At 37.7% G+C, this 25,070-nt stretch carries 22 protein-coding genes; 10 read left to right on the forward strand and 12 right to left on the reverse strand.

Annotation, left to right across the window (positions count from 1 at the left end; all coding sequences use genetic code 11):
* Positions 1–26: 26 nt before the first annotated feature.
* The 9 genes from thiC (at position 27) to HQN86_RS07235 (ending at position 8,186) form a co-directional block, all read left to right on the forward strand.
* Entirely contained in the window at positions 27–1,910 is a 1,884-nt protein-coding gene (gene thiC / locus HQN86_RS07195) for a phosphomethylpyrimidine synthase ThiC (protein ID WP_172660349.1), read from the forward strand.
* Entirely contained in the window at positions 1,911–2,498 is a 588-nt protein-coding gene (locus tag HQN86_RS07200; protein ID WP_172660350.1) for a thiamine phosphate synthase, read from the forward strand.
* Entirely contained in the window at positions 2,495–3,253 is a 759-nt protein-coding gene (locus HQN86_RS07205) for a hydroxymethylpyrimidine/phosphomethylpyrimidine kinase (RefSeq protein WP_172660351.1), read from the forward strand. Before HQN86_RS07200 ends, HQN86_RS07205 begins: the two co-directional genes overlap by 4 nt.
* Positions 3,250–3,894, forward strand: coding sequence for a thiamine phosphate synthase (locus HQN86_RS07210; protein ID WP_172660352.1), 645 nt, complete (start codon positions 3,250–3,252; stop codon positions 3,892–3,894). The genes HQN86_RS07205 and HQN86_RS07210 overlap by 4 nt, the downstream gene beginning before the upstream one ends.
* Before the next feature lie 5 nt (positions 3,895–3,899).
* Positions 3,900–4,664 carry a thiazole synthase gene (locus HQN86_RS07215; protein WP_172660353.1) on the forward strand — a complete coding sequence of 255 codons (765 nt, stop codon included), beginning with the start codon at positions 3,900–3,902 and terminating at the stop codon, positions 4,662–4,664.
* Positions 4,657–5,775, forward strand: coding sequence for a 2-iminoacetate synthase ThiH (gene thiH, locus HQN86_RS07220; RefSeq protein ID WP_172660354.1), 1,119 nt, complete (start codon positions 4,657–4,659; stop codon positions 5,773–5,775). The genes HQN86_RS07215 and thiH overlap by 8 nt, the downstream gene beginning before the upstream one ends.
* Before the next feature lie 6 nt (positions 5,776–5,781).
* Entirely contained in the window at positions 5,782–6,858 is a 1,077-nt protein-coding gene (locus tag HQN86_RS07225; RefSeq protein ID WP_172660355.1) for a HesA/MoeB/ThiF family protein, read from the forward strand.
* Between the two features lie 106 nt (positions 6,859–6,964).
* A complete protein-coding gene (locus HQN86_RS07230; protein ID WP_172660356.1) occupies positions 6,965–7,270 on the forward strand; it encodes a hypothetical protein in 306 nt (101 codons plus the stop codon).
* A 70-nt stretch (positions 7,271–7,340) separates the two neighbouring features.
* The gene (locus HQN86_RS07235; protein WP_172660357.1) at positions 7,341–8,186 is read left to right on the forward strand and encodes a CvfB family protein; all 846 of its coding nucleotides are present in this window, start codon (positions 7,341–7,343) and stop codon (positions 8,184–8,186) included.
* Between the two features lie 40 nt (positions 8,187–8,226).
* On the opposite strand, the gene HQN86_RS07240 is transcribed toward HQN86_RS07235, so the two are convergent.
* The 9 genes from HQN86_RS07240 to HQN86_RS07280 form a co-directional block, all read right to left on the reverse strand.
* Positions 8,227–10,815: a BamA/TamA family outer membrane protein gene (locus tag HQN86_RS07240; protein ID WP_172660358.1), complete on the reverse strand. Its 2,589-nt coding sequence runs from the start codon at positions 10,813–10,815 to the stop codon at positions 8,227–8,229.
* 1 nt (position 10,816) lies between these two features.
* Positions 10,817–13,186, reverse strand: coding sequence for a GAF domain-containing protein (locus HQN86_RS07245; protein ID WP_172660359.1), 2,370 nt, complete (start codon positions 13,184–13,186; stop codon positions 10,817–10,819).
* A gap of 148 nt (positions 13,187–13,334) precedes the next feature.
* Positions 13,335–14,204, reverse strand: a complete 870-nt coding sequence (locus HQN86_RS07250; RefSeq protein WP_172660360.1) for an SdiA-regulated domain-containing protein — start codon at positions 14,202–14,204, stop codon at positions 13,335–13,337.
* A gap of 13 nt (positions 14,205–14,217) precedes the next feature.
* Entirely contained in the window at positions 14,218–16,185 is a 1,968-nt protein-coding gene (gene ppk1 / locus HQN86_RS07255; RefSeq protein ID WP_172660361.1) for a polyphosphate kinase 1, read from the reverse strand.
* Positions 16,186–16,192: 7 nt separating this feature from the next.
* Positions 16,193–17,404 carry a Pycsar system effector family protein gene (locus HQN86_RS07260; protein ID WP_172660362.1) on the reverse strand — a complete coding sequence of 404 codons (1,212 nt, stop codon included), beginning with the start codon at positions 17,402–17,404 and terminating at the stop codon, positions 16,193–16,195.
* Between the two features lie 54 nt (positions 17,405–17,458).
* Complete coding sequence (locus tag HQN86_RS07265) at positions 17,459–18,559, reverse strand: DUF4185 domain-containing protein (RefSeq protein ID WP_172660363.1); 1,101 nt, start codon at positions 18,557–18,559, stop codon at positions 17,459–17,461.
* Positions 18,560–18,566: 7 nt separating this feature from the next.
* The gene (locus HQN86_RS07270; protein WP_172660364.1) at positions 18,567–21,497 is read right to left on the reverse strand and encodes a DEAD/DEAH box helicase; all 2,931 of its coding nucleotides are present in this window, start codon (positions 21,495–21,497) and stop codon (positions 18,567–18,569) included.
* A gap of 73 nt (positions 21,498–21,570) precedes the next feature.
* Positions 21,571–22,434, reverse strand: coding sequence for an NAD(P)-dependent oxidoreductase (locus tag HQN86_RS07275; RefSeq protein ID WP_172660365.1), 864 nt, complete (start codon positions 22,432–22,434; stop codon positions 21,571–21,573).
* An 11-nt stretch (positions 22,435–22,445) separates the two neighbouring features.
* On the reverse strand, positions 22,446–23,084 hold the full coding sequence (locus HQN86_RS07280; protein ID WP_172660366.1) for a 3-keto-disaccharide hydrolase: 639 nt from the start codon (positions 23,082–23,084) through the stop codon (positions 22,446–22,448).
* A gap of 116 nt (positions 23,085–23,200) precedes the next feature.
* On the opposite strand from HQN86_RS07280, the gene HQN86_RS07285 reads away from it, so the two are divergent.
* Positions 23,201–23,344, forward strand: coding sequence for a hypothetical protein (locus HQN86_RS07285; RefSeq protein ID WP_172660367.1), 144 nt, complete (start codon positions 23,201–23,203; stop codon positions 23,342–23,344).
* Here the strand turns inward: HQN86_RS07285 and HQN86_RS07290 are convergent.
* The 3 genes from HQN86_RS07290 to HQN86_RS07300 all read right to left on the reverse strand — a co-directional run bounded on the left by HQN86_RS07290 (position 23,312) and on the right by HQN86_RS07300 (position 25,026).
* Entirely contained in the window at positions 23,312–24,010 is a 699-nt protein-coding gene (locus HQN86_RS07290; RefSeq protein WP_172660368.1) for a zinc metallopeptidase, read from the reverse strand. The two genes, HQN86_RS07285 and HQN86_RS07290, sit on opposite strands and share 33 nt — an antisense overlap.
* Before the next feature lie 92 nt (positions 24,011–24,102).
* Entirely contained in the window at positions 24,103–24,297 is a 195-nt protein-coding gene (locus HQN86_RS07295; RefSeq protein ID WP_172660369.1) for a hypothetical protein, read from the reverse strand.
* A 177-nt stretch (positions 24,298–24,474) separates the two neighbouring features.
* Complete coding sequence (locus HQN86_RS07300; RefSeq protein WP_317171667.1) at positions 24,475–25,026, reverse strand: SCO family protein; 552 nt, start codon at positions 25,024–25,026, stop codon at positions 24,475–24,477.
* Positions 25,027–25,070 lie beyond the last annotated feature (44 nt).

Genomic DNA, 25,070 nt, shown 5'->3' on the forward strand with positions numbered 1-25,070 from the left:
ATCCTTCATTATAAATTAAAGTATTTATGAAAAGTGAAAAAACTCCAACCGAAGAAGTGATCAGCCGTAGTCCCTTCCCTGCCTCACGTAAGATTTTTGTAAAAGGACAATTGCACGATATTGAAGTTGCCATGCGCGAGATTAGCTTAAGCGATACCAAAATCCACAATGGCTTCGGTTTAACAGAACCAAACCCTCCGGTAACAATTTATGACACCAGCGGCCCCTATACCGATCCAAATGCACATATTGATGTAAGAGAAGGTCTGCCTAGATTAAGAGAAAAATGGATTACTAACAGACAAGATGTTGAGCAGTTAGATCACATTTCTTCTGATTATGGTCAGCAGCGCCTGGCCGATAGCAAATTGGATTCGTTGCGTTTTGCTTATATCAACAAACCTTACAAGGCAAAAAATGGCGCTAATGTTTCTCAAATGCATTACGCAAAAAAAGGCATCATTACTGCCGAAATGGAATACATTGCTATTAGAGAAAACCAAAGAATAGATCTTTTAAATGAGCAACTGGGTGCACAATACGATGTAATGAGTCATCAGCATAAAGGTCATAGCTTTGGCGCAAATACCCCAAAGGGATACATTACCCCAGAGTTTGTTCGTCAGGAAGTGGCTTCGGGCAGGGCGGTAATTCCTTGTAACATTAACCATCCTGAATTAGAGCCAATGATTATTGGCCGTAATTTCCTGGTTAAAATCAACGCCAACATCGGTAATTCGGCCGTAACCTCTTCTATTGAAGAAGAAGTTGAAAAGGCAGTATGGGCATGCCGATGGGGTGCAGATACGATAATGGACTTATCAACCGGAAAAAACATCCACGAAACACGCGAATGGATTATTCGAAATTCTCCGGTTCCAATTGGAACAGTTCCAATATATCAGGCCTTAGAAAAAGTTAATGGAAAAGCCGAAGATTTGACCTGGGAGCTGTTTAGGGATACTTTAATTGAACAGGCCGAACAAGGTGTAGATTACTTTACTATACATGCTGGTGTGTTGTTGCGCTACATCCCGCTTACGGCAAAAAGGGTAACCGGAATTGTATCAAGGGGCGGATCCATTATGGCTAAATGGTGCCTTGCACATCATAAAGAAAGCTTTCTTTATACTCATTTTGAGGAAATCTGCGAGATCATGAAGGCATACGATGTGTCCTTTTCTTTAGGCGATGGTTTAAGGCCCGGTTGTATAGCCGATGCTAACGATGAAGCTCAGTTTGCTGAATTGGAAACGCTTGGTGAACTAACCAAAATTGCCTGGAAGCATGATGTACAAACTATAATTGAAGGTCCTGGTCATGTACCGATGCACCTGATTAAAGAAAACATGGAGAAACAGCTGGAACATTGTTCTGAAGCTCCGTTCTATACATTAGGCCCACTAACTACTGATATTGCTCCGGGTTATGATCACATCACATCAGCCATCGGTGCTGCCATGATAGGTTGGTTTGGGACTGCAATGTTGTGTTATGTTACCCCAAAAGAGCATCTCGGCTTACCAAATAAGAAAGACGTTAAAGATGGTGTAATTACCTATAAAATTGCCGCTCATGCTGCCGATTTAGCAAAAGGCCATCCTGGTGCGCAGTACAGAGATAACGCTTTAAGTAAGGCAAGATTTGAATTTAGATGGGAAGATCAGTTTAATCTTTCTCTTGATCCGGATACGGCAAAGGAATTTCATGATGAAACTTTACCTGCTGACGGAGCAAAGATCGCCCACTTCTGCTCGATGTGCGGGCCTAACTTCTGCTCGATGAAGATCACTCAGGATGTTAGGGAGTATGCCGCAAAGCAGGGTGTTGATGAACAAGATGCACTGGCAAAAGGGATGGCAGAAAAATCGAAAGAATTTACAGAGAAAGGCAGCGAAATCTATTTGTAGATGAATGTAATTGTTATTGCAAATCCTTGTATGGTTGACAATGAATCAAATATAATTAATAAACTGTTTGAAAGTGGATTAGATATATTTCACTTAAGAAAAGATTCATATACAAGAGCGCACTATAATCAGCTGATTTCTGAAATAGATGAGGCGTATCATAGCAGGATTGCATTACATGATTATCATGAGCTTGCAGGCGACTTTGGGATTAACAGGCTGCATTACAAGGAGGCGCATAGGAAACAATTACAGGAGGCTAAAACGATGCTTAACTTTAATGACACTGTATTGAGTACATCTATCCATCAGCTTGAGGATATTAATAATTTGCAAGAATTTGACTATGCTTTTTTTGGGCCGGTGTTTAACAGCATATCCAAACCAGGGTATGCTGGTGTGCTTAATCGGGACTTTAGTTTACCACAGCGTTTAAACAACACAAAACTGATCGCACTGGGTGGAATTGATGCTGAAAACGCCGAAGCGCTCAGTTTAATAGGTTTTGATGGAGTGGCCGTACTTGGTTTTATTTGGAATGACCCTTCTAAAGCGATCAGTAATTTTAAACGTATACAGGAAAGATGATAGCAAACAGACCATATGCAATTAGTATTGCGGGATTTGACCCCAGTGCAGGTGCCGGTGTTTTGGCCGATGTAAAGTGTTTTGAGCAACACCATGTTTATGGCTTTGGCATCTGCAGTGCACTGACAGTGCAAACCGATAGCGAATTTTTAAAGAACAACTGGTTGGATTCACTTCAAATCATTGCACAGCTGGAGCCTTTAATGGCTCGGTTTAAGGTGTCGGCTTGTAAAATAGGACTGATAAAAGATGTCTCTGTTTTGCAAGAGGTGGTCAGTTTCCTAAGAGCTAAAGATTCTGATTTAAAGATCATTGTAGACCCGGTATTAAAGGCAAGCTCCGGTTATGAATTTCACGACTGGGCGAATGGGATGGAAATATTATCGCCTGTACTTGAACAGATAGACTTGATTACTCCGAACTACAATGAAATGCTAAGTTTAGGTGCTGAGGCAATGGATGTAAGCCATACCGCTAAGCTTTGGGCACAATACTGCGCGGTTTTATTAAAAGGAGGACATAGCATTGCTGCACCCGGCACTGATTATCTATATGAGCAGGATGATACTTATGAGTTTAGCTCGGGGGTTGATCAAATTCATCAAAAACACGGCTCTGGCTGTGTTTTATCGGCAGCGATTGCTGCAAATGTTGCACTTGGTTATCCTTTAAAACAAGCTTGCGGCAATGCTAAATTATATATCGAAAAATTCTTAAACAGTAACAATACCCTACTTGGGTACCATTCATTATGATTGATAAACTACACTACATATCACAGGAAACTGAAAACATCAGTCACTTAGATGCTATTAATAAAACACTTATTGCGGGTGCAAAGTGGATACAACTGAGGGTTAAAAACAAGCCTGAGAATGTAATTCTCGAACTGGCTATTAAGGCCAATGCACTTTGCAAAGCTTATGGAGCAAGGTTAATTGTAAATGATCATCCGTTAATTGCCCTAAAAGCTGGCGCTTATGGGTTGCATTTAGGTTTAACCGACATGCCAATTGCAGAAGCAAGAAGTATTGTAGGCGGGCAAATGATTATTGGTGGTACGGCAAACACTTTTGAGCATGTTAAACAAAGGGTTGCCGAGGGAGCTGACTATATAGGATTAGGCCCTTATCGGTTTACCAATACCAAACAAAATTTAAGCCCTATAATTGGTTTAGAAGGATATGAAGCGATTATGAAACAGGTTTCTATAGCTGGCATCACCACTCCTATTATTGCAATTGGAGGTATAGAATTGAATGATATTTCTTTGATTATGACAACTGGGGTTCATGGTGTGGCATTATCTGGTGCACTAACCAATGCAAATGATCCTGCCGCTGAGCTTGCACAAATGTACAGTGCGCTAAAGGTTTTAAACCCCATTAATAACTAACTATTATGTTAAAAATAGCAGACAAAACATTTAAATCCCGTTTGTTTACGGGAACCGGAAAGTTCAGTTCAGCTACTGAAATGGAAAAAGCATTGCTTGCTTCGGAATCGGAGCTAGTAACTGTGGCTTTAAAAAGAGTTGATCTGAAAGATAATGACGATGATATTTTAATACATCTAAATCATCCTCATATTAACCTTTTACCTAACACTTCTGGTGTCCGCAATGCAAAAGAGGCAGTTTTTGCGGCTCAAATGGCCAGAGAATCGTTAGAAACCAACTGGATTAAGCTTGAGATTCATCCAGATCCTAAATATTTAATGCCCGACCCAATCGAAACACTAATAGCCACAGAGGAACTGGCAAAACTGGGCTTTATTGTACTTCCCTACATACATGCCGACCCGGTTTTGTGTAAGCGATTGGAAGATGCTGGGACATCGGCTGTAATGCCTTTGGGCTCTCCTATTGGCAGTAATAAGGGCTTAAAGACAATAGACTTTTTAGAAATCATCATCAGCCAATGTAATGTTCCTGTAATTATTGACGCCGGAATTGGTGCTCCTTCTGATGCTGCAAAGGCTATGGAAATTGGTGCTGACGCGGTTTTGGTGAACACTGCCATTGCAGTTTCACAACATCCTGAACAGATGGCCAGGGCTTTTAAGATCGCCGTAGAGGCCGGAAGAATGGCTTTTGAGGCTAAACTTGGTTCTGTTAATTTACATGCTGTGGCCAGCAGCCCATTAACCTCATTTTTAGATGACTAACTTCACCAACCTCTTCCAATCCTGCAACTGGGACGAGACCAGTAAAAGCATTTATGCCAAAACTAGTGTTGATGTGGAGCGTGCCTTAAATTCTTCTCAAAGAACATTAGAAGACTTCAAAGCGCTTATTTCGCCCGCAGCGGCTCCATATCTGGAACAAATGGCACAGATGAGTCAGCAGTTAACCCTTAAGCGTTTTGGTAAGGCGATTCAAATGTATGTGCCGCTTTATCTTTCTAACGAATGCAATAACATTTGCACTTATTGCGGATTTAGTTACGACAATAAGGTAAGAAGGAAAACGCTGTCTTCGATGGAAATTATGCAGGAAATCGCCGTAATTAAAGACATGGGATATGACCACGTGTTGCTGGTTACCGGCGAGGCGAACCAAACCGTGCATACCGAATATTTTAAAAAAGTATTGGAACTTATTAAGCCTCACTTTTCTCATATATCGATGGAAGTTCAGCCATTGGATACTGAAGATTATAAAGAACTTACACCCTATGGGTTAAATACGGTTCTTGTTTATCAGGAAACTTATCATCAGGATGATTATAAAAAACATCACCCAAAGGGGAAAAAATCCAATTTTCAGTATAGATTGGAAACGCCGGATAGATTGGGACAGGCCGGAATTCATAAAATGGGATTAGGCGTGCTTATAGGTTTGGAAGATTGGCGAACAGATTCCTTTTTTACAGCAATGCACTTAACTTATCTTGAAAAAAGGTACTGGCAGAGTAAATACAGCATCTCATTTCCGCGTTTACGTCCATTTAGCGGCGGCTTGGAGCCTAAAGTTGTGATGAACGACAAAGAGTTGGTACAACTTATCTGCGCTTATAGAATATATAATGAGGAAGTAGAATTATCAATTTCTACACGTGAATCCATCGTTTTTAGGAATAATATTGTGAAATTAGGGATCACATCTATAAGTGCAGGTTCTAAAACTAACCCTGGTGGGTATGCCGTTGAGCCACAGTCGTTAGAACAATTTGAGATTTCTGACGAGCGCAACGCAAAAGAGATAGCCCAAATGATTAGTTCCCAAGGTTATGAACCGGTATGGAAAGATTGGGATGTCAGTTTAACAAAAAACTAATTAACCATGGATAGCGCTGAATTAAAGAGATATAACAGACAGATTCTATTACCAGAACTGGGTATAGAGGGTCAGCAAAAGCTAAAAGCTGCCAAAGTATTGGTTATTGGAGCCGGTGGCCTGGGTTCTCCGGTGTTGCTTTATCTTGCCGCAGCCGGCATAGGCACAATTGGTGTTGTTGATCATGATACTGTAGATGAAAGTAACTTACACAGACAGATACTCTTTAATACTACTGATATTGGAAAAAGTAAAGCAGATACCTCAGTAAATAAGCTGCAGCTACTTAATCCGCATGTTAATCTCGTTTCCTACCCTTTTAAAATTGAACTGGATAATGCCAATTCGTTAATTCAGGATTATGATCTCGTAGTGGATGGGTCTGATAACTTCCCTACCCGTTATCTGGTTAATGATACCTGCGTTGCTTTAAACAAACCATTGGTATTTGGTTCTATCTTTAAATTTGAAGGTCAGGTATCTGTATTTAATTATAACGGAGGTGTGGATTACAGGGCGTTATTTCCTGAACCGCCGGCTGCTGATGAAGTTCCAAATTGTGATGAAGGTGGCGTAATTGGCAGCTTACCGGGGATAATAGGCAGTTATATGGCTAATGAAACCATCAAACTAATTTGTGGTTTTGGCGAAGTGCTATCGGGTAAATTACTCATTCTTAATGTGCTCGACAATTCTTCATTGATCCTTAATATAGGAAAAAGTGTAAACGCCATTGACTCTAATTCAACTTCTGATAAGAAATTTGAGTCGGTTTATGAATCAGTTGCCTCGACTGCTGCTAAAAATGGCTATGAAGAAATAAACCTGGAAGCATTTGAATATCTAAAAGAAAAAGATTCTTCTCTGTTTTTAATTGATGTACGAGAGGATTTTGAATTTGATGAATACAATATCGGTGGATATAATTTCCCATTATATGAGCTTAATGATCATTTGCATTCGATCCCTGAAGATAAAAAAATTGTGCTTTGCTGCACCAGTGGCTTAAGAAGTAAAATTGCTTATAACTTGCTAAAAACAAGAACAGATGCTCAAATCTATATTCTGAGTCTTAATAAATAAAATATTTTTTTTCAATATTTCAACCACTATATATTCTTTTCTATATAGACTTTCAGTGTAGATCTACAATCTTAAATAACTCATAAAAAAACTCAAAAAGTTCAAAATGAAAAAACAGATTGCAAATAAAAACAGTACAAGTAAAAATCAGATACCAGTTAAAAAGATTCACGACAAAACAGGACCAAAGAAATTCAAAATTCTTGAGTTAACGAACAGTTTGACTCATAGTGCATATAAGGCTATGAGAAAAGAGCTTCCGAAGAGAATTGGCAAGTGTATTAATACATTAGACAATTACAGTTATATATCCACAGACTCAAAGGAAGACATCCCTTATCATGTTGCACTCGAAATTGAAAAGTATTTTTGCATACAGCCGGGCTCACTTAGCAATTTACCCATTCAGTAATGCTACCTTTGCAGTTCATAAGTAAATACAATCATTTCTGGTTTATCGGAAATGATTCAACATAGTGACCATGATAGCAATAGGACAATACAACGATTTAAGAATAATAAACAAAACAGAAGCCGGCCTTATTTTAACCGAAGGAGATAAAGAAGTATTACTTCCTTATAATGATGTTCCAAAGAATGCCGAAATAGGCGACAACATAACCGTATTCGTTTATGTTCATAAAGATGGCAGGTTAATGGGTACTACCAAAAAGCCATTGGCTTGTGTGGGTGATTTTGCTTATTTAACTGTTGTTGATGACAGTGAGGACGGTGCTTTTATGGATTTGGGTCTTGATAAGGATATATACGTTCCTAAAAGAGAGCAGAAACGTCCAATGTTTAAAGGAGACCGCCATGTAGTTTATATTTTTCTTGATGAAAGCAATGACCGTATGGTTGCGTCTTCCAGGTTAACCAACTTTGTTGAGGAAGAAGATATAGATTTAGAAGAGGGTGATGAAGTAAGCTTACTTATTGTGGACCGTTCTGATCTTGGATATAATGCAATTGTTGATAATAAGTATATTGGGTTGTTGTACACTAACGAATTGTTTGATGTGCTTAATCCAGGTGAACTAAGAAAAGGTTGGATCAAGAAGATCCGTGTTGAAGGCAAGATTGATTTAAGTCTGCAACCAATGGGCTATGGTCATATTCTTGATACAAAGGATAGCGTTCTGGAAGAATTAAAAGAAAGTGGCGGCGTAATTGCTTTAGGCGACAAAAGTACTCCAGAAGAAATATATGCGCGATTTAAAATCAGTAAAAATGCATTTAAGAAGGTAATTGGTGGCCTATATAAGGACCGCTTGATTACCATTTCAGATCATGAAATAAAGATACTGATTGATCACGAGGCAGAGTAAAATAAAAAAGGCCATTTGAATTTAATGGCCTTTTTTTATTTTAAAAGTTAAATCCTATTGAAAAATATGGCATCGTTGCCTCTCTCGAGAATCCGAGTGTTGCCTGTATCAAAAGTACTTCGCCAGGGAGCACATACAAGCCACCGCCATAACCATGGTGCCATCTTGCAGATGACTCTCCTTTTTCCCATACCCTACCTACATCGTTAAAACCAATCATCCCAACAGTTCCGGGAACCAGATAGGAAGTAAAATTAAACAGCTTTAATCTCATATCAAGGTTATGGTAAGCCATAGTGGTCCCCGTAAATCTTTTGCTGTTAAAACCTCTTAAACTATTAACACCGCCAATTTGCATGTGCTGGAAGAAAGCCGGATCGCCCACAACAGTCCCTGCTCCTATTCTATTTGCAAACACTAAACCTGATTTCCCAGGATTAATGTAGAAACGGAATTCTGTAGTTACAGATCCATAACGATCGTTGGTTTTATCAACCCGTTGCTGAGCGGTTAAAGACGTTTTCCAGTACAACCCTTTTTTAGGATTTGCAATATTATCACGACTGTCGTAAGTCCATCCCGCTACAAAACCGGCGTAGTACTTATCTGAAAATATCTCTTCTTCCGGATGGGCGGCATTATAATCATTAAAGAAACGTTCCTCATTTCCAGATGCTGTACTTGTATAAAATGATCCCAATACTCCGCCTTCAATTTTTAAATACCTGGTGAGTTTTCTACTGAGCCTTACATCTACATTTAAATAGTCGTAACGATTTCTGTAATAAGAAATCCCATCTTCTCTATCTGGTCCCTCATCATCATCGTTATCCAAATCGAGATATTGTGAATTGTTTCCAATGCCAAAGAAGTTACTTAAGTTGTTAGGTCCCAGCAAATTTGCATGTACTACAAGATCATTATTACCTACGGCCTTTTTAAAATCACCAAGATAGTCTAGAATAAACGATTTCCTACCAGTAGAGTAATTGGCCCAAAACTCATGTTTTGAAGCATATGGCTCCTTTCTAAAGCCTTGTTTTTCTATGATGTAACCCAAACCAATCTGTACACCCTGATCAATGTTATAATTAAAATTAAAAAGCGGCCCGGACCTATCGTATAAGAACGCATTCTTATCAAACCTGTTTACCAGGGTATCATTTGCAAGGCGCATCTTTGTCTTTGTTTTATCCGGTAATTCATTTGATTCGTCAGAACGATCATAAATGAAGGGCTTATTTGAAACATCTTGTGCAACCTGGAACTTATCTGCATCGCTCCCTCCAATCATCCTAACTTTTATCTTAGTGTTTTCTTTTCCCCTTACGGAAAATACATCTTCACCTGCCATTCCAAACAACCTAACCTCTTTGGTTATATTAGGGTCAAATGTTCTTTTATATACCAATCTTCCATTCTTGCCCTCCTTATTGATATTATATACCGTAACTTCAACATTTCCGTTATCGGTGTAATTAACATCAAAAAACTCTTTTTTATCAGAGGTAGGTACGTCAACATTTATGGATAAAAACTTATAGTACTGTAAAGCAAGCGTATCCAGTTTATCTCTTCTTGATATAAAGTGACCAATTAACTGACTACCACTAAGCTTAAATATTGTATCCGGCATTTGCCTGAAAGACGTATTAATAAGTTCAGTAGTTAGTTTTCCCTGAACAAACTTAACAGCATCCTTCCAGTCCTGTTCGCTAAGCTCGTTTAAAAAATACCTGTCAAAGTACCGCTCATTAAAGTTCCAATGATTTACATCTCTGATATTGTCACTATAAGGCTGCAAATGAGATTTGAGCCATTGATGGTTAAGAACCCATGGAAATACACCTGAAGTTTTATAAAACACCTTATCCCTATCTCTGGGAACAGGAATATAGGTGGTTTCACCCTTTTCTTTCTGAGCCAGCCAGCGCCAGTTATCTTCATGCCTGTCCCAGTCTCCCAAAACAAAATCCAGTAATCTGGCCCTAAGTGTTAGCTTCTGGTCTGATGTATGATCATTGTCTTCCTGTATTTTACGCTGTACTTTAGCTGTGTTGTCGGTTTCTTCTTCAAAAGGCGACCTTGGTTCCAATAAATAAGCGGCGTTTGCAAATTTTTCTCTATACTCTCCAAGTCCCGGATCATCTGCTACGTATACGATCTCTGGTTTAGAATGGGCAAGCTCAAGCGCTTCTGCCAAAGGAGGAACAATTAACGCCGCAAAAGGGTGATTAGTTGAAACCTGGTCCTGAGCAATGTCTTTTGCGATAGTTGGCCTTAAACTTTCAGGCAAGCCCTGTTCCGGATACTTCTGTATCGTTCTTAAAGCGTACTCTCTGCCCGTCGGATCTACTAACCGTAAAGAGCGGGTTTGCATCCCCCCCCCAAGTTTAACGATCTTTAGTCCTCCTTTTTCTTTCTGAAGATCTATAATGCGAACTTTTACTGGCGTTGCCCATATTTTGCGATAACTTTCGCCCAGCCAAAACCGGTGAAAACCGCTCACGCTATTATACTCGGGTGCTATAGCAACTGTAATGGAATCTGCCTGTTTCTGTGCCTGCCCTAAAGCAGGGATAGACAAGGTAATAAAAACAGCACTTAAGAGCTTCTTTAGAGGGCGCATATTAGTTAATTATTCTTTTTAAGGTTACTCCTATCCTCAGCGCCTTTAATCCCTCTACACCTTGTAATTCTTCTATTTCTAAATATTCAAGATCATTGTTCAGTAAACCCACGTTCTGCAGCTTTTTTATATAGCCCAGATATTCTCTGGCTTCTGAACTGTTAAAATACACAATTGATATTTTACCAGGCTGTGTTAACCGCTCTGATGTGTCTTTGATATGGGCTTTATCAATCCGTTTTTTTACCATCTGATAACGAATATTGTAACTACCCTCCACATCAAATCTTTGTTCATCAATCCTAAAGCTCACATCAATAGGCTTATCGTAAACGAAAATAAGCTGTGTTGTTTCAAGAGGTAAAGAAAAATATGGACCTAAATTACTGGTTGTTTGAGCAATTTCAGCTAATACCCTCAACTGTTTCAATCGGAATGTACCAAGTAAATCTTCAGACATCGGAATTCTAGGCGCAATAGATTGTCCAAGATAAATATCAAATTCAACACCATCCGTTCTAAACTTCTCAAAATAGCTTGGATAAATATTCTGAATTTCTGTATTAAATTCATCAAGATGGCGTGTTACCGCAACATTTATCATTTGCATGCTTTTTTCGTAGCGTTCTCTGTTTTCAAATACTTTTCCGTTAACACTTGTAAGCATGAAATATCTATCTATTATGCTTTTTATTTCAGGATGTGTATCTCGCAGATGATTTAGTGAGGTTGGTATTTGTCTCTGCAAATAGTCTTCCGTTTTTAAGATTTCCCGATCTGAAAGCTCATCAAGATCTTTATATTTCCAAATTGCTGCTTCAAGGGGTATATCGCTTTCCTTACAAGCCGAAACAGTATTCCTCACAGCATTAAGTGTTTCTTCAAGAATCTCGAAATGTACATACAGATCCCTCCTAATTGCTGCATTACGTTGAATGCTTGAGTTTCTAATGTCTACAGCTCCATAAAACGGATATACATTTCTAAAGAAAATAGGTTCAATAGGCAGATTTCTGTCTCTGGCACCCGATTGTATGTAATTAAGGGCTGCTTCGTGGAAACGCCACTGAACAGAAGGCTGCAAAGCAGTGAACTTATCTGTTATTACATCCTGAATTTCGTTATTAAAATCTATAATTATGTTATGGAAGAGCTGAGCCAGTAAAGGAAACGCTGCCTCTATTTTTGTAAGAGTGTTTCCATTAAATTTGGTAGAATCTTTTGTGTATAACTCAAGAGCTCCAACAAGTTTTCCATTATAAAACAACGGAAACAAGGCATACGACTTAATACCTACCTCATCTAGCAGACTAAGCATAGGGTAAACTTCCGGTTCTTCGTCTGCTATATCCGGAAAAATTAATGTTCGCGGATGGTCAAGATAGTCTTCTATAAGGCTAGAATATTCAGTATCATCCATACCCTTTTCTTTTGCCAACTGAACTACCTTACTTTGAAAACCTGATTGATCATTGATCAGCAGTTTTTTGTTTAATTTAAGATAAGGTAGCATCCCAAAGTTTACTTCATCAGATCCTACAAGGGTTTTCAGCGCAGTAGCTATATCCCTGCTATGTTGTCCATTCTGAGACTCATTATGTTCAATAACGAGGTTTTTGACTGTTTCCAGGGCATACTCATCCGTAACATCAGTTAAGGTTACAATTGATATCCCCTCAATACTAAAGATATCAGGTGGTATTAGTTTTGTTAATATCTTTAGTGAGTTCCGTTCATCTTTAATATAATCTTTAACATCTTTTAAGTTATATTCAGGCAGTTTTGTTTTTGCCCTGATATCCAAAAACCTGGTATCCACATTTAAGCGGTAGTACTTCAATAAATGAGTTTTAGGATCTATAATTGATTTAATGGTGAACTTGTTATTGCTTAAAGAGAAGTTGTAAAATTTCTCAAGAATAAGATTATAAAAGGTGGCCAGAAGATTTTTATCCATTTCCTTTTTGGATGGTAAACTCAGGTCTGACTTTAAACTACACATTGACGGTTCCATGAATACACTATAAAATGCATCAGTACCATAATGAAAACATGGAGAAATAGGTGTACCTATTGCCCAGAATTGTTGATTTTCATCATTAATAATAGGCGATAATGAGGTATAAATTAATTCAAAAAGCGTAGCATAATTTTTAGCGTTCTCTGGGGGTATCGGACTTCTGAGCTCCGGATAATGATTAAATTGCTCAAGGATATATCTGTAAAAGTTAATCTTGGCTGTTTTTTCCTTGTTCGCTCTTTTTTGAATATATTCAATAAACGGATTTAGGGACAATTTAATATCCGCACCTATCGGATGTTTTCCGGGTTCCTTTATTGTTTGATTTAGATTTAATGTTATTGATTGCATTGATCTATTCGTTACAGAACCTTAATAACAACATTAAAGCGCTGAAATAAATTCTTTAATATAAATAAAAATAACTTGTCAAAGGTAGCACCTGTATTTGCATAATAGGTAAAACCTAGGTAATTATTTAATCCGATTCTGTTTGCCTCTAAGGAGTATACTTGAATTTTATAATGTTGCCGTCTGTTAACTCATCTCCTTCGTTAGAGATATACAGATTTAGATCTTTATCAAATGCAATTCCTTCAGGCTGGTTAAATACCGATGAGCTTAAATGATGGGCGGCTTTTACTTTCCATTTATCATCAGTAATAACCAATAGTTTACTTACCGATGAAATAATATACCATTCATTTGTTTTAGGGTTTTTGGCCATTGCTGAAGCCCGCAAGTCGTTTTTAAATTTAGGATAAACAGCCTTAAGTTGTTTTAAATCAATCTTAAAACTACCTGAGGCAATTAATGTATCCTGAGCTGGTTGATAATCTAATATATACCCTGTTGCTTTTTTGGCTTTTTTATCCTCTGGGCAGTTTTTACATAAGATATATAACTTGCTGGTAGCAGCATCGGCATACAAGCTTTCGTATTCAGCTTTTGGCACCAGGTGCTTAGATTCCTTTACAAGGTCAGATTTTTCTTTGATTGCCTCAGAAAAAGGAAAAGAATAAAGGGCTCCACTACTTTTGAGTACAAAAACCCTATCATGAAATATACTGACATCTTCATAATCTCCTCTGGAGCCAAATTTCATATTCTTTTGTTCTTTCACATCCCATTTTTGCCTGAACAATTTACCTTCTTCATCCTGAATGCTATAGATCGTATCGCTATTACTGTCGTGAAAGGCAATACCTGATATTTCAAGCAGACTCGATGGCATATTGAACTTATCAGGTTTAGTTAAGTCATAACCCTTTGGGCTTGTATATTTCCCTAGCGGGCTTTTACATGCGTAGGTTCCAAAAAGAGCTAACAAAATAACAATACATAAACACTTAGAGTAGATTCGTTTCATAAATAATCGGGATTTATATTGTATCAGTATCTTTTAGAAATTTATAAATAGATTCCTGAGCGTTATCATGTAACTGTAAGTTAACTATTTTCATTATAATTTCCTTCAACTTAGCATCATATAATGGGAAACATACTTCAATTCGGCTATAAATATTACGGTTCATCCAATCTGCAGATCCCATAAATATTTCTTTATTACCATTATTTTCAAAAATAAAAATACGTCCGTGTTCAAGGTAGCGGTCTACAATCCGGGTTACGGTAATGTTTTCACTTAATCCGGCTTGTCCTGGTATTAAACAACAGATTCCTCTTACAATAAGTTGTACTTTCACTCCTGCTTGCGATGCTTCATAAAGTTTAGAGATCAGGATCTTCTCTTCCAGATTATTTAATTTTATAGTAATACCATTGATTAATCCCGCTTTTGCATTTTCTATTTCTCTTTGTATAAGATCAAGGAATTTTTGCTGTAAATTAAATTGGGCTACCAGCAAATGCTTAAAATCTATCAGATCTTCTGGTCCTGGCGCCTTTTTATTCTTACGCAAAAAACCGAATAGGGATTCGAGCTCTTTAAGCATCGGCTGATGGGAAGTAAGCAGAATTTGATCTGTATAAAACCTTGCGGTTGATTCATTTAAATTTCCGGTAGCCAGCAAACCTACAAACTCTTCTTTTCCACTTATAACCCGCTTTACAAGAGCAACTTTGGCATGTACTTTTAAATCAATACTACTATAAACAATCTTTACTCCCGCAGCTTTCATTTGTTTGGCCCATTTGATGTTATTGGCCTCATCAAATCTGGCTTTTAGCTCGACCAGCGCTACTACTTTTTTGCCATTTTTTGCCGCTGTCATCAAGGCGCTTACAATTCTGGAATTATTTGCAACCCGGTAAAGTGTAGTATAGATTTCTTCGACAAATACATCATTTGCGGCCTCATTAAAAAACCTGAGTATTGGGTTGTAACTCTGATAAGGGACATTTACAAGTGTATCTCCCTTTAAAATCAGATTAAACAATGTATCCGTCTCAGGAATAAGTACAGAAGATATTGAAGGCCATTTTGGATAGCTGAACTCTGCTCCATTCAATGGAAAACTATTCAGGTCTTTTAAATTGTGGTACCCTCCTCCTTCAACAACCGAGGCATTGCCTAGCTTTAATGCATATATCAAGCGATACAAACTCCTTAAAGGAATTCCTGGTTCAATTAGAAAGCGCGTTGCAAAACCGAAATCACGGGTTTCCAGCTGACGTTCCAAGACAGTTGTAATATTTTCCTCTGTGGCATTACCAATCTTTAGTTCTGCATCACGGGTAATTTTAAGATTGTATACACCCTCTATAGTATCATTTGGAAAGAGGTATGATAAGTTATGCTTAATGATGTCTTCCAAAAAAACAACGTATTTATGCCCATCATTCTCTAATGCATACAAGCGTTGTAAACTCTCTGATGGAACATTGATCAGTTCCAATCTTTCAGCACCAAGTGCATCTTTCAGAATAACTAACTGATAGAGTTTATTGTTTTCGGCAAAAAAATCGGTAAGGTCTTTATCAATACAAATTGAATAAATGTAAGCCAGTACTTCGTTAAAGAACAGGTTTACGATCTGATCTGCTATTTGTGGAGGGATGGGTTTGTTATAAATCCAATGTATATCGTTATTGGTCAGTTGCGGAAGTATTTGGTCTGCAACGATTGCTCCAAATTTTCTTTGCTGCCTGTTAATTTCTGTTTTGGCAAGCTCATAGTTTCCCTGACCATCGATATTGTGCCGGTACTCATCAACAGCCATCAACACCGGCATCCTTACCCGATAAAATTCATCCAGATTAGATGAATAAATAGAGAGAAATTTAATCCTTTCTAAAATTGGAACGGTATCCTTTGCTGCTTCCAGAAGCACCCTTTCATTAAACCCAAGCCAGCTTAGATCTCTGTTATAAAACACCGCTTCTCCCATAAAGTTATTACATTGTTACCAGAGCAGACGCAATAATAAAGGCCAATACGGCTGCAACAATACCAAACATAAAAACATTGTAGGCAATTCTTAACAACCTGTATTTACGACCTAAAACTACACCCTGGGCGTATACGTCTTTTATCAGACTACCGTATAAGAAATCACGATCATCCATCATTTTAATCATCCCGCTTTCATAGTCCGGCAAACTCATCCGGTAGAAATTACCGAAGAACAGTAGGTTCACACGTTTTTCCTTAATGTCGTCTGGTGTAAATACACCCGTCGGAATTGAGGGTCTGGTGGCAAGTATAGAAAACACCATAGTAACCACGCAAATGATTAGCAGAAGTAGTGTTGGAATAATCAGATGAGGGTTATCTTCGAGTTTACGCAAGAGTACACTTAAAATAACCGAGAGGATAATTGAATTGGTAGATATCATTATATGAGCCTTATTATCGGCCATATCGCTTAAACGCTGATGGTTTGTGGAGGTGATTCTGAACATAGTTTCAATGCCACGCCCGGGCTTATCACTTTTATTCTTTTTATCTCCTTTTGTTTCTTTTTCTTTAGAATCTTCAATTTTAGAAACTCCCGTTATATCCACGTTTTGTTCTTTTATGAGTTTATTTTCCAGTTCAGCAAGATTTTCTGCTTTCTTAGCATTAAGCAGCTGCTGGCAAAATTCGGTATGGTAATGGTGTGCTTTAAATAGCGCTATTGTTTTAATTCTCCAGTTAGTCTTGTCAATTTTATGCTTAACAAATGCCTCGGCTTCTTTACGCATTAACCTATTGCGTTCTTTAAACCTATCACTTCCCAGATGAAAAAGATCTGCATCACAAACAATTTGCTGCAACAGTCCCTCTGGGTTTTGAGGCATCTTGGTAGCCATAATACAACCTTTTACCTGATCAATTACTTCTGGAGAAACATCTTTATCAGATAAAAAATCGTTGGCTAAATCCGCTCCTTTTATTTCATGCTGAGTGCAATCAAAAAAATATCCCATATCATGAAACCAACTTGCGGCAACAACAATAAAGAAATCCTGGTCAGATAGCTGGTAATGGTTAGCAATTCTAACTACGTTTTCAACAACCTGTTCCGTGTGATGTAAATTATGATAAATAAAACGTTCGTCTTCGTGAGACTGAAACAAGCTTGCAACATGCGCTCTGAGCAGATCTAATAATTCCCGGTATTGCATTTTTCAGTAGTTAATAGGTACTTTATTAATTGTATAAATATGGTGTAAGTATAGCTAATCTGCAAATTTTAGTTTAGCCTTCATCAGAAAAACATTATAAGGTTTCCACATAGACATCAGAAAATAGAATTCATCGCTATTCTCATTTACCGGATGCATAAAGGCGCCATACAATCCCGGATATTCCGTTGCCTTTACTAGTGTTTTCTCGGAGCTCCAGGGTCCTGTAATGTTTTCAGCATCTCTCAATACAATTTCGGCTTTCTTTTCATTTAAATAAGTGATTATCCAGCGTTTAAACTTTTTATTGTATGCTAGCGAAAGCTCGCCTAAAGGTGCTTCAATTACCGCATCGGCACTACTCTCATCATTTTTAACCCAGCCCTTTGTTGTGCTCCAGTATTCGTAAGCGGTTTGCTTTAAAATGTCACTTTCCTTAAAACGGGCAAGGTGAGCTGATCCCCACCGGCCCGGAACGGTTCCTATCATATACACAAAACCATCTTTTTTAGCGTAAGTTACCTGAGCAAAATTACTTAAAGCTCCAAAGCGTATCTCATTACATTTAACCCAATTCTGACCATTGTTTGTAGATTTATATAAGCCAGAATAGTTTGTAGTCCAACTTCCAATGTTACCCCACTTTCTTACATCCATATAATGAACGTAATCTGTACCCGCAGCATGTATTGCCGCAGTTGGAATGGTTGTATGGCTGCCAGTACCATCAATAATATGCGGACTTGGAACAATCTGGTGCGCTACCATACCATCAAAAGTAAGCCCGTCCCCAAGATTTTTATCGCTCGATAACCCCAATACGTTTGACCGCCAATTGCCCGCTTTCCCTGGTCCACCCTCATTTACCACTTTAAAATCGTTACCATAAGTATCACCAAAAAAGAAACCTACTTTTCCATTCCCCATTTTCCAGGCTATACCTAAATCTGTACCTCCTACATCGTAAAGTTCATTTGTCTTATTTGGATTGGGCAAGGTTTCACCTGAAATGGTTTTACCTGTTACACGAGCCACTCGCTCCAAACTAATTGGAACAATATCTCTTTTTGCCGCTCTAAATGCATAAAATGATACTGACAACAAACTTCCTGTCAGCACAAGTATCCCGTTTCCGATGTATTTATTTTTTAACATATATCTATTAACCTAATAATCCCAATAAATCCTTTTTAGTCAGTGTCTTGAATATCGACTCTTCTGTTTTTATCAAATCTGTAGCCAAATCTTTCTTGCTGTCCTGCATCTTCATAATCTTCTCTTCAATTGTATCAGGGCAAATTAATCTTACCGCCACAACATTTTTTTGCTGCCCGATGCGATAGCTTCTGTCTATCGCCTGATTTTCAACTGCCGGGTTCCACCATGGATCAATGAGGTAAACATAATCGGCCTGAGTTAGATTCAAACCCGTGCCCCCTGCCTTTAAACTAATTAAAAAAACACGAATATTCGGGTTATCCTGAAAAGACCCAACCACTGCAGATCTGTTTCTGGTTTGACCTGTTAAATATTCAAAACCAATATTTCTATCAACAAGCTCTCGCTTTACCAGATCAAGCATAGTTACAAACTGAGAAAATACAAGAATCTTATGATGAGGAGACTTATTTTCTATCTGTTCAATTAATACATCCAATTTAGAGGATGTATTTTCATGTTTGCCTTCTTTTAAAATTGCCGGCGAGTTACAGATTTGCCTTAATTTTGTAATTCCCTGTAAAACATGCATACTACTCTTGGCAAGCTCATCTTCAGATTTACCTATCAGATAGTCACGAATTTCTTCCTTATTGGCTTCATAAATATCGCGCTGCTCTGCCCCCATTTCACAATATATCACCATTTCGGTTTTATCAGGAAGTTCTTTGGCTACCTGCTCTTTTGTGCGCCTAAGTATAAATGGATTGATCTTTTTTTGTAGTTCCAGAGCACTTCTTGTATTTTTAAACTGATCTATCGGCACTGAATAAAGTCTCTTAAACTGCTGCTTGGTTCCAAGCAAACCAGGGCAGGCAAAGGACAGCTGCCCATATAAATCGAAAGTATTGTTCTCTATCGGCGTTCCGGTAAGCACAACTTTATTTCTCGATCTCAATAAGCGAACGGCCTTATAACGTTGCGATTCTGGATTCTTAATTGTTTGTGATTCATCAAGAAAAATATAGTTGAACCTATATTCTTTAAGGAACCTGATATCAGCCAATAGCGTTCCATACGACGTTAAAATGATCTCGTAATTATCGAAATCATGAACTACCTTGGCCCGGTCTGAACCATATACAATCCGTATTTTTATGGACGGCGCAAACTTCTCTACCTCCTGTTGCCAGTTAAAAATAAGTGAAGCAGGAACTACCACTAAATTGGTATTATGATGACCTTTCTCTCGCTGTGAAAGGATGAATGCAAGTACCTGTATGGTTTTACCCAATCCCATATCATCTGCCAAACAAGCTCCAAAATTAAAACCATCTAAAAAATTCAACCAGTTTAAGCCTTCTCTCTGATATCCACGTAGCGTGGCATTAAGTCCTGAAGGAACTTCTACTTCTTTAATAGATTCAAAATCAGACAACTTAGAGCGATAAAGTTTCATTTCATCTTTAACAACTTCATCTAGTTGCTCCAGTTCATACAATTCGTCAACCGAAGCATAATTAATTTTTGAAGTACGAATAGTTTCTTCCACTACCTCTCCTGCACTAAAGTAGCCTGTAAACTTCTCAATCCATTCATCAGGCAATATCCCTAACGTGCCGTCATCCAATTGAACAAACTTACTTTTGTTGCGGATTGAACGATGCAGATGTTTTAATGAAACCGCCTGCTTATCAAATTTAACTTTTACTGAAGTCTCAAACCAATCTATACCACTGATCACGTTAATAGAAATATCAGCTTTGTACGGGTTTAAGTTATTGTTCTTTAATTCATTAAAACCAAGAATTGTTATCCCTTTATTTCGCCATGCCTCAAAAGCATTTAGGAACCAGTTATCTTCTGTAAATCTCTTTTTATGGAGGTAAAAGCAGTCAGCATGTGCTTGTTCCGGTAATTCCTGTACCTGTTCATAAAAGAACGGGTGCTCTCTTGAAATATTGGATATAAACTGGAACTCTGTATCCTCATCTCTATTTAATGTAAATATGTTTCCTCTTTTATCTTTGGCTCTAATTTGCTTTTTAGAAAGTATCGGAATTTCCAGACTGCCATATCTGATAACAGGTGTAACCAATACAAAATCTTCTGATTCAGACAAATAGATGATCTGTTCATTATCGAGATCAAATCCCTTTTCTTCTATTTGTTTTTTGGTGGCTGTTTTTAAATAAGAATAATTGATCTTAACCTTATCTTCTAATTTAGAAAGTATGTTTTCCTGAAACAGTTCAAATTCTGATCTGTGTACTACAATAATATCATTATGCTGTTTAAAAAATGCCAGCACGCTCAGGAAGTGGGGATTGTTTATCAGATAAAGTGTGTTGCTCCATTGAATAAAATAATGATACTTTACCTTAAGCATATCCAAAGAGAAAGACTTATTTTCCAGCAACAGTTTTGCCGAAATTTCAAAAAAATCTCCTTTTTCATCTACTGTTAAAGTAAGATCAACCTTTAAAACCTTTAGCTGTCCCGGTATAATAGATGATGCGGTAATATTCGTTGAAACCTTCTCGTCATGAAGGTATACTTCAAATCCCAATGGATTTTTAGCCATTGCTTTAAGTCCTTCCAGATCAGATTCTGATTTACCTGCATCGTAGTTATTTCTGAACTTTGAAATACCGGTATAAAATTTCAGCTCCTCCTGACTATCTGTTTTCCAGATCATGTCAGTCGGATCAATAAAAGTAAGTGGGTTTTTAGGTTTTCCGTTTAAAGTAATTTCAGCTTCTGCAAGTTCTACTACCAAATGTCTGTAAAAACGATGTTGACTAAATATCAATATCATTTTTGTATTTCCCTTTGTTTCGGATACAGGTAGCTTAACATTTTGCTTGGCATTTAAAATCGGCTTCAGCGTAGAGAAGTCAAAATTTTCCGAGTTGTATCCTTCTTTTTCCGTCATTCAACAATGTAATAGCAATGTGCTAAAGATAAGAATAAAATAGCGCTCTAACGTTTCTACAAAGCGTTACAGATTAAGTCTTTTCCAGGTATTTAATAACAGACATAAGATCCTGATCGCCAAGACCTCCTTCATTCATTGCTGCACTAAAGGTATTCAAAAGTGGTATTGATAATGGCGAGGAAAGGCCGGCTTCTTTTGCCAACTTTAAATCTTTAACAATATACTTAAGCGCAAAGGCTGCCGGATAATTGTTATTTAAAACTGATGGCGTTTTAATTTTAATAATTCCATTTCCACACGCGCCCTCATTAATAATGGTTAACATATTTTCTTTGCTTATTCCATTTTGTTCTGCAAAAAGAACAGTCTCAGCAAGAGCTTGTATATTGATACCAAGCAGGTAATTGATTGCCAGCTTTGCCGAACTACCCGCTCCGGCTCCACCTAAGTATAAAGAAAGTTTTCCCAATACATCAAAAAGAGGTTTTGCCTTATTATAGTTCTCAGCACTTCCGCCAACCAGAATAATCAAGGTTCCATCCTGGGCTGGCTTTACACTTCCGGAAACCGGAGCCTCAATAAATTTCATCTTATGTTTTTCAGAAAGAGCAGATAAATATCTTGATGTTTCCGGAGCGACAGTACTCATATCAATTAACAATTTACCTGAGTTTTCTCCAGATAAAAGGCCATTGGTTTCATTATAAACTTCCTTTACAGCATGATCATCAGATAACATGGTAAAAACAACATCACAAGAATCAACCAATTCACGCAGATCTTTAGCAGATTGCGCGCCTGCACTTGTCAATTCCTTTTCTTTATCCTTATTCCTGTTGTAAACTCGTACTTCGTATCCTGCCCTCAGCAAGTTTGCAGCCATAGCACTGCCCATATTGCCAAGCCCAGCCCAGCCAATCTTCAAATTATTCATATTTTATTTAATTAGTTGGGCAACGGCCTAACCATAATATCTTTATAATAGATTACACTACCCGGATCATGCCCCTGTAAAGCAAAGGTACCGTCAGAAATAGCTTTGCCTCCAATATTTTCCTTTGCAACATTATCCGGCTCAGTATATTCGACAACCGTTTTCCCGTTTATTTTAATGGTAACGTTTTTATCTTTAACCATGATATATTCTTCATACCATTCATTGTCTTTTACGTAAGTTTCTTTCACATCCTGAACTGCATATAAGCTTCCTGTTCTTCGCCAATCACTGTGAGAGTTGTTTACCTGAACTTCGTGACCTTTACCCGGGAATCCCTCCTGCTGGAAAGCGGTATGGAAATAAATCCCTGAATTTGCACCAGGCTTAGTCATTACTTGTGCTTTAAATTCAAAGTTTTTAAAATTATGATTACTTACTGAACCATCATAAAATAAATGAGAAACAGGCCCGGCCACCTTTATCGCACCATTTTCTATTGTAAAGGTCTCGGGATTTTGATTTTTTTTCCAGCCGTTAAAAGTTTTGCCATCGAACAAACTAATCCAGCCGTCTGATTTCTGTTGCTTTACGCTAGAACATGACAATAAAAAAATAGAGAGAGAACACAACACAAGGATTTTTTTCATTGCCGTATAATTTAGATTAAGTAATAAGGTGTACCAGTTAAATTAGTATATATGCTAAAGGTACACAAATTAGCTTTTTTTTTAAAGGTTCAATTAAGCTATATTTATCTTCTTAAATGAAGGAAGTTACTCATGAATATGGTATTGAACTGTTCTGGAAGGATAACCTGGCAGAACAATTAGATGGCTACGTTGATGGCAAATACATTAGGGGCAATGAATATGTCCTAGTTTCTATCCCTACTGTTTACAAAAAGTAAAATATAATACAATAATGTAGCTATTGAACTTATTGCAGCAACAACGTATGTTCGGGCCGCCCATTTCAGTGCATCAGCTGCTTTATCGTGCTCATAAGGTGTAGTAATATGACTATTTTCGAGCCATTTCAATGCGCGGTTACTCGCATCATATTCAACCGGAAGTGTAATAATTGTAAAGACTGTGGTGATAGCAAACAGGATAATTCCCACTAATAATATGGTAGGGTTGGCGCGTCCTATTAAAAAGCCCAGGCCCGCAAGTATTACCCATTGCGAGAGTTGAGTGCTGATATTGACAAGGGGAACAATAGCACTTCTAAATGTAAGCATACTATATGCAGTGGCATGTTGAACAGCATGGCCACATTCGTGGGCCGCTACCGCTGCAGCTGATATACTTCTGCCCTCAAAAACATCAGGACTCAGGTTTACAGTTTTATCTTCCGGATTATAATGATCGCTTAAATGCCCAGGCGTAGATATAACCCGCACATCATGAATCCCATTATCAGACAGCATTTTTTCGGCGATCTCCCTACCACTCATGCCATTAGCAAGTCCAATCTCACTATATTCCTTAAATTTACTTTTGAGCCTGTTGCTAACAATAAGACCTACAACAAACATAATTCCTGCTATCAGGTAATATCCCATTAATCCCATGTTTGAAACTTTTTATTTAGTTAATAAACAAACTTGTATAAATAACAATTTAGATTCGAATTGGTTCGCAGCGCCACCTTTTAGCTTTAATCCTATTTATGCATTTCAAAAATCTGTTCTAATTCTGCTACTGACTCATGAAGTAAATCTGCTGTTGCCAATGCAAGAACGGCCTTACTGATATGAAGCAAGTTGATTTCGTGAACTAGCTTTAAAATTTCTTCTTGCCTAAACTCAAGACGGGCTTTAAACTCAATTAAATCATTTTCTAGTTCTACCTTTACCATAAGAGTTAGAGATTAGTTTAGAGAAAGCAAAAATATTTATTTTAATGAGCAAATCATCATGACATAAAGATAAAAAAATGTCAATATATTCCACTAAATTATCCTATAAATCATATAATTCAGTTAAGGCCAGCATATAGCCAGCCTTAATCAAATAAAATAGCCTTAAAAAATAGGCTACTTTTTATATTCGGCCAATAAGATATCCATATCTCCCATTAGTTTCTTTACATCGGCATCATCAGTTCCGTCGTAAACACCTCTTATACGTTTCTCTTTGTCTACAAGTGTTAAATATCCGCCATGAACAAAACCACCAGGGGCCGATTTATCTTCTTGAGCAGCGGCCAGATAATTGCGTTCAGCAAGGGTATAGATTTCGTCTCTCGATCCCCATAAATATTCCCACTGTGTTCCCTTAACTCCGAGCTTATCAGCATATGCTTTCATCCTGGAAGGAGTATCATACTTTACATCGATAGTATGAGAAGCAAGTTTTACTTCTGGATTTGCTTCATATTTCTTGTAAATCTTAAGCAAATTACGATGCATAATTGGACAGATTGTAGGGCAAGAGGTGAAAAAGAAATCGGCAACATAAATTGTTCCATCAAAATCCTTTTGAGTTACAACAACACTATCCTGATTCAATAACTTGAATGATGGTATAGTTCGAAACGCTGTATCAGCAATTGTTTTTCCATCAACCACCTTTTCAGAAATTTCCATTTGTAAAAAAGGTAATCGCTTTGTTTCAGTCTTACAGCCTGAAA

It is taken from the genome of Pedobacter panaciterrae (genome assembly GCF_013204795.1).
GTDB lineage: Bacteria > Bacteroidota > Bacteroidia > Sphingobacteriales > Sphingobacteriaceae > Pedobacter > Pedobacter panaciterrae.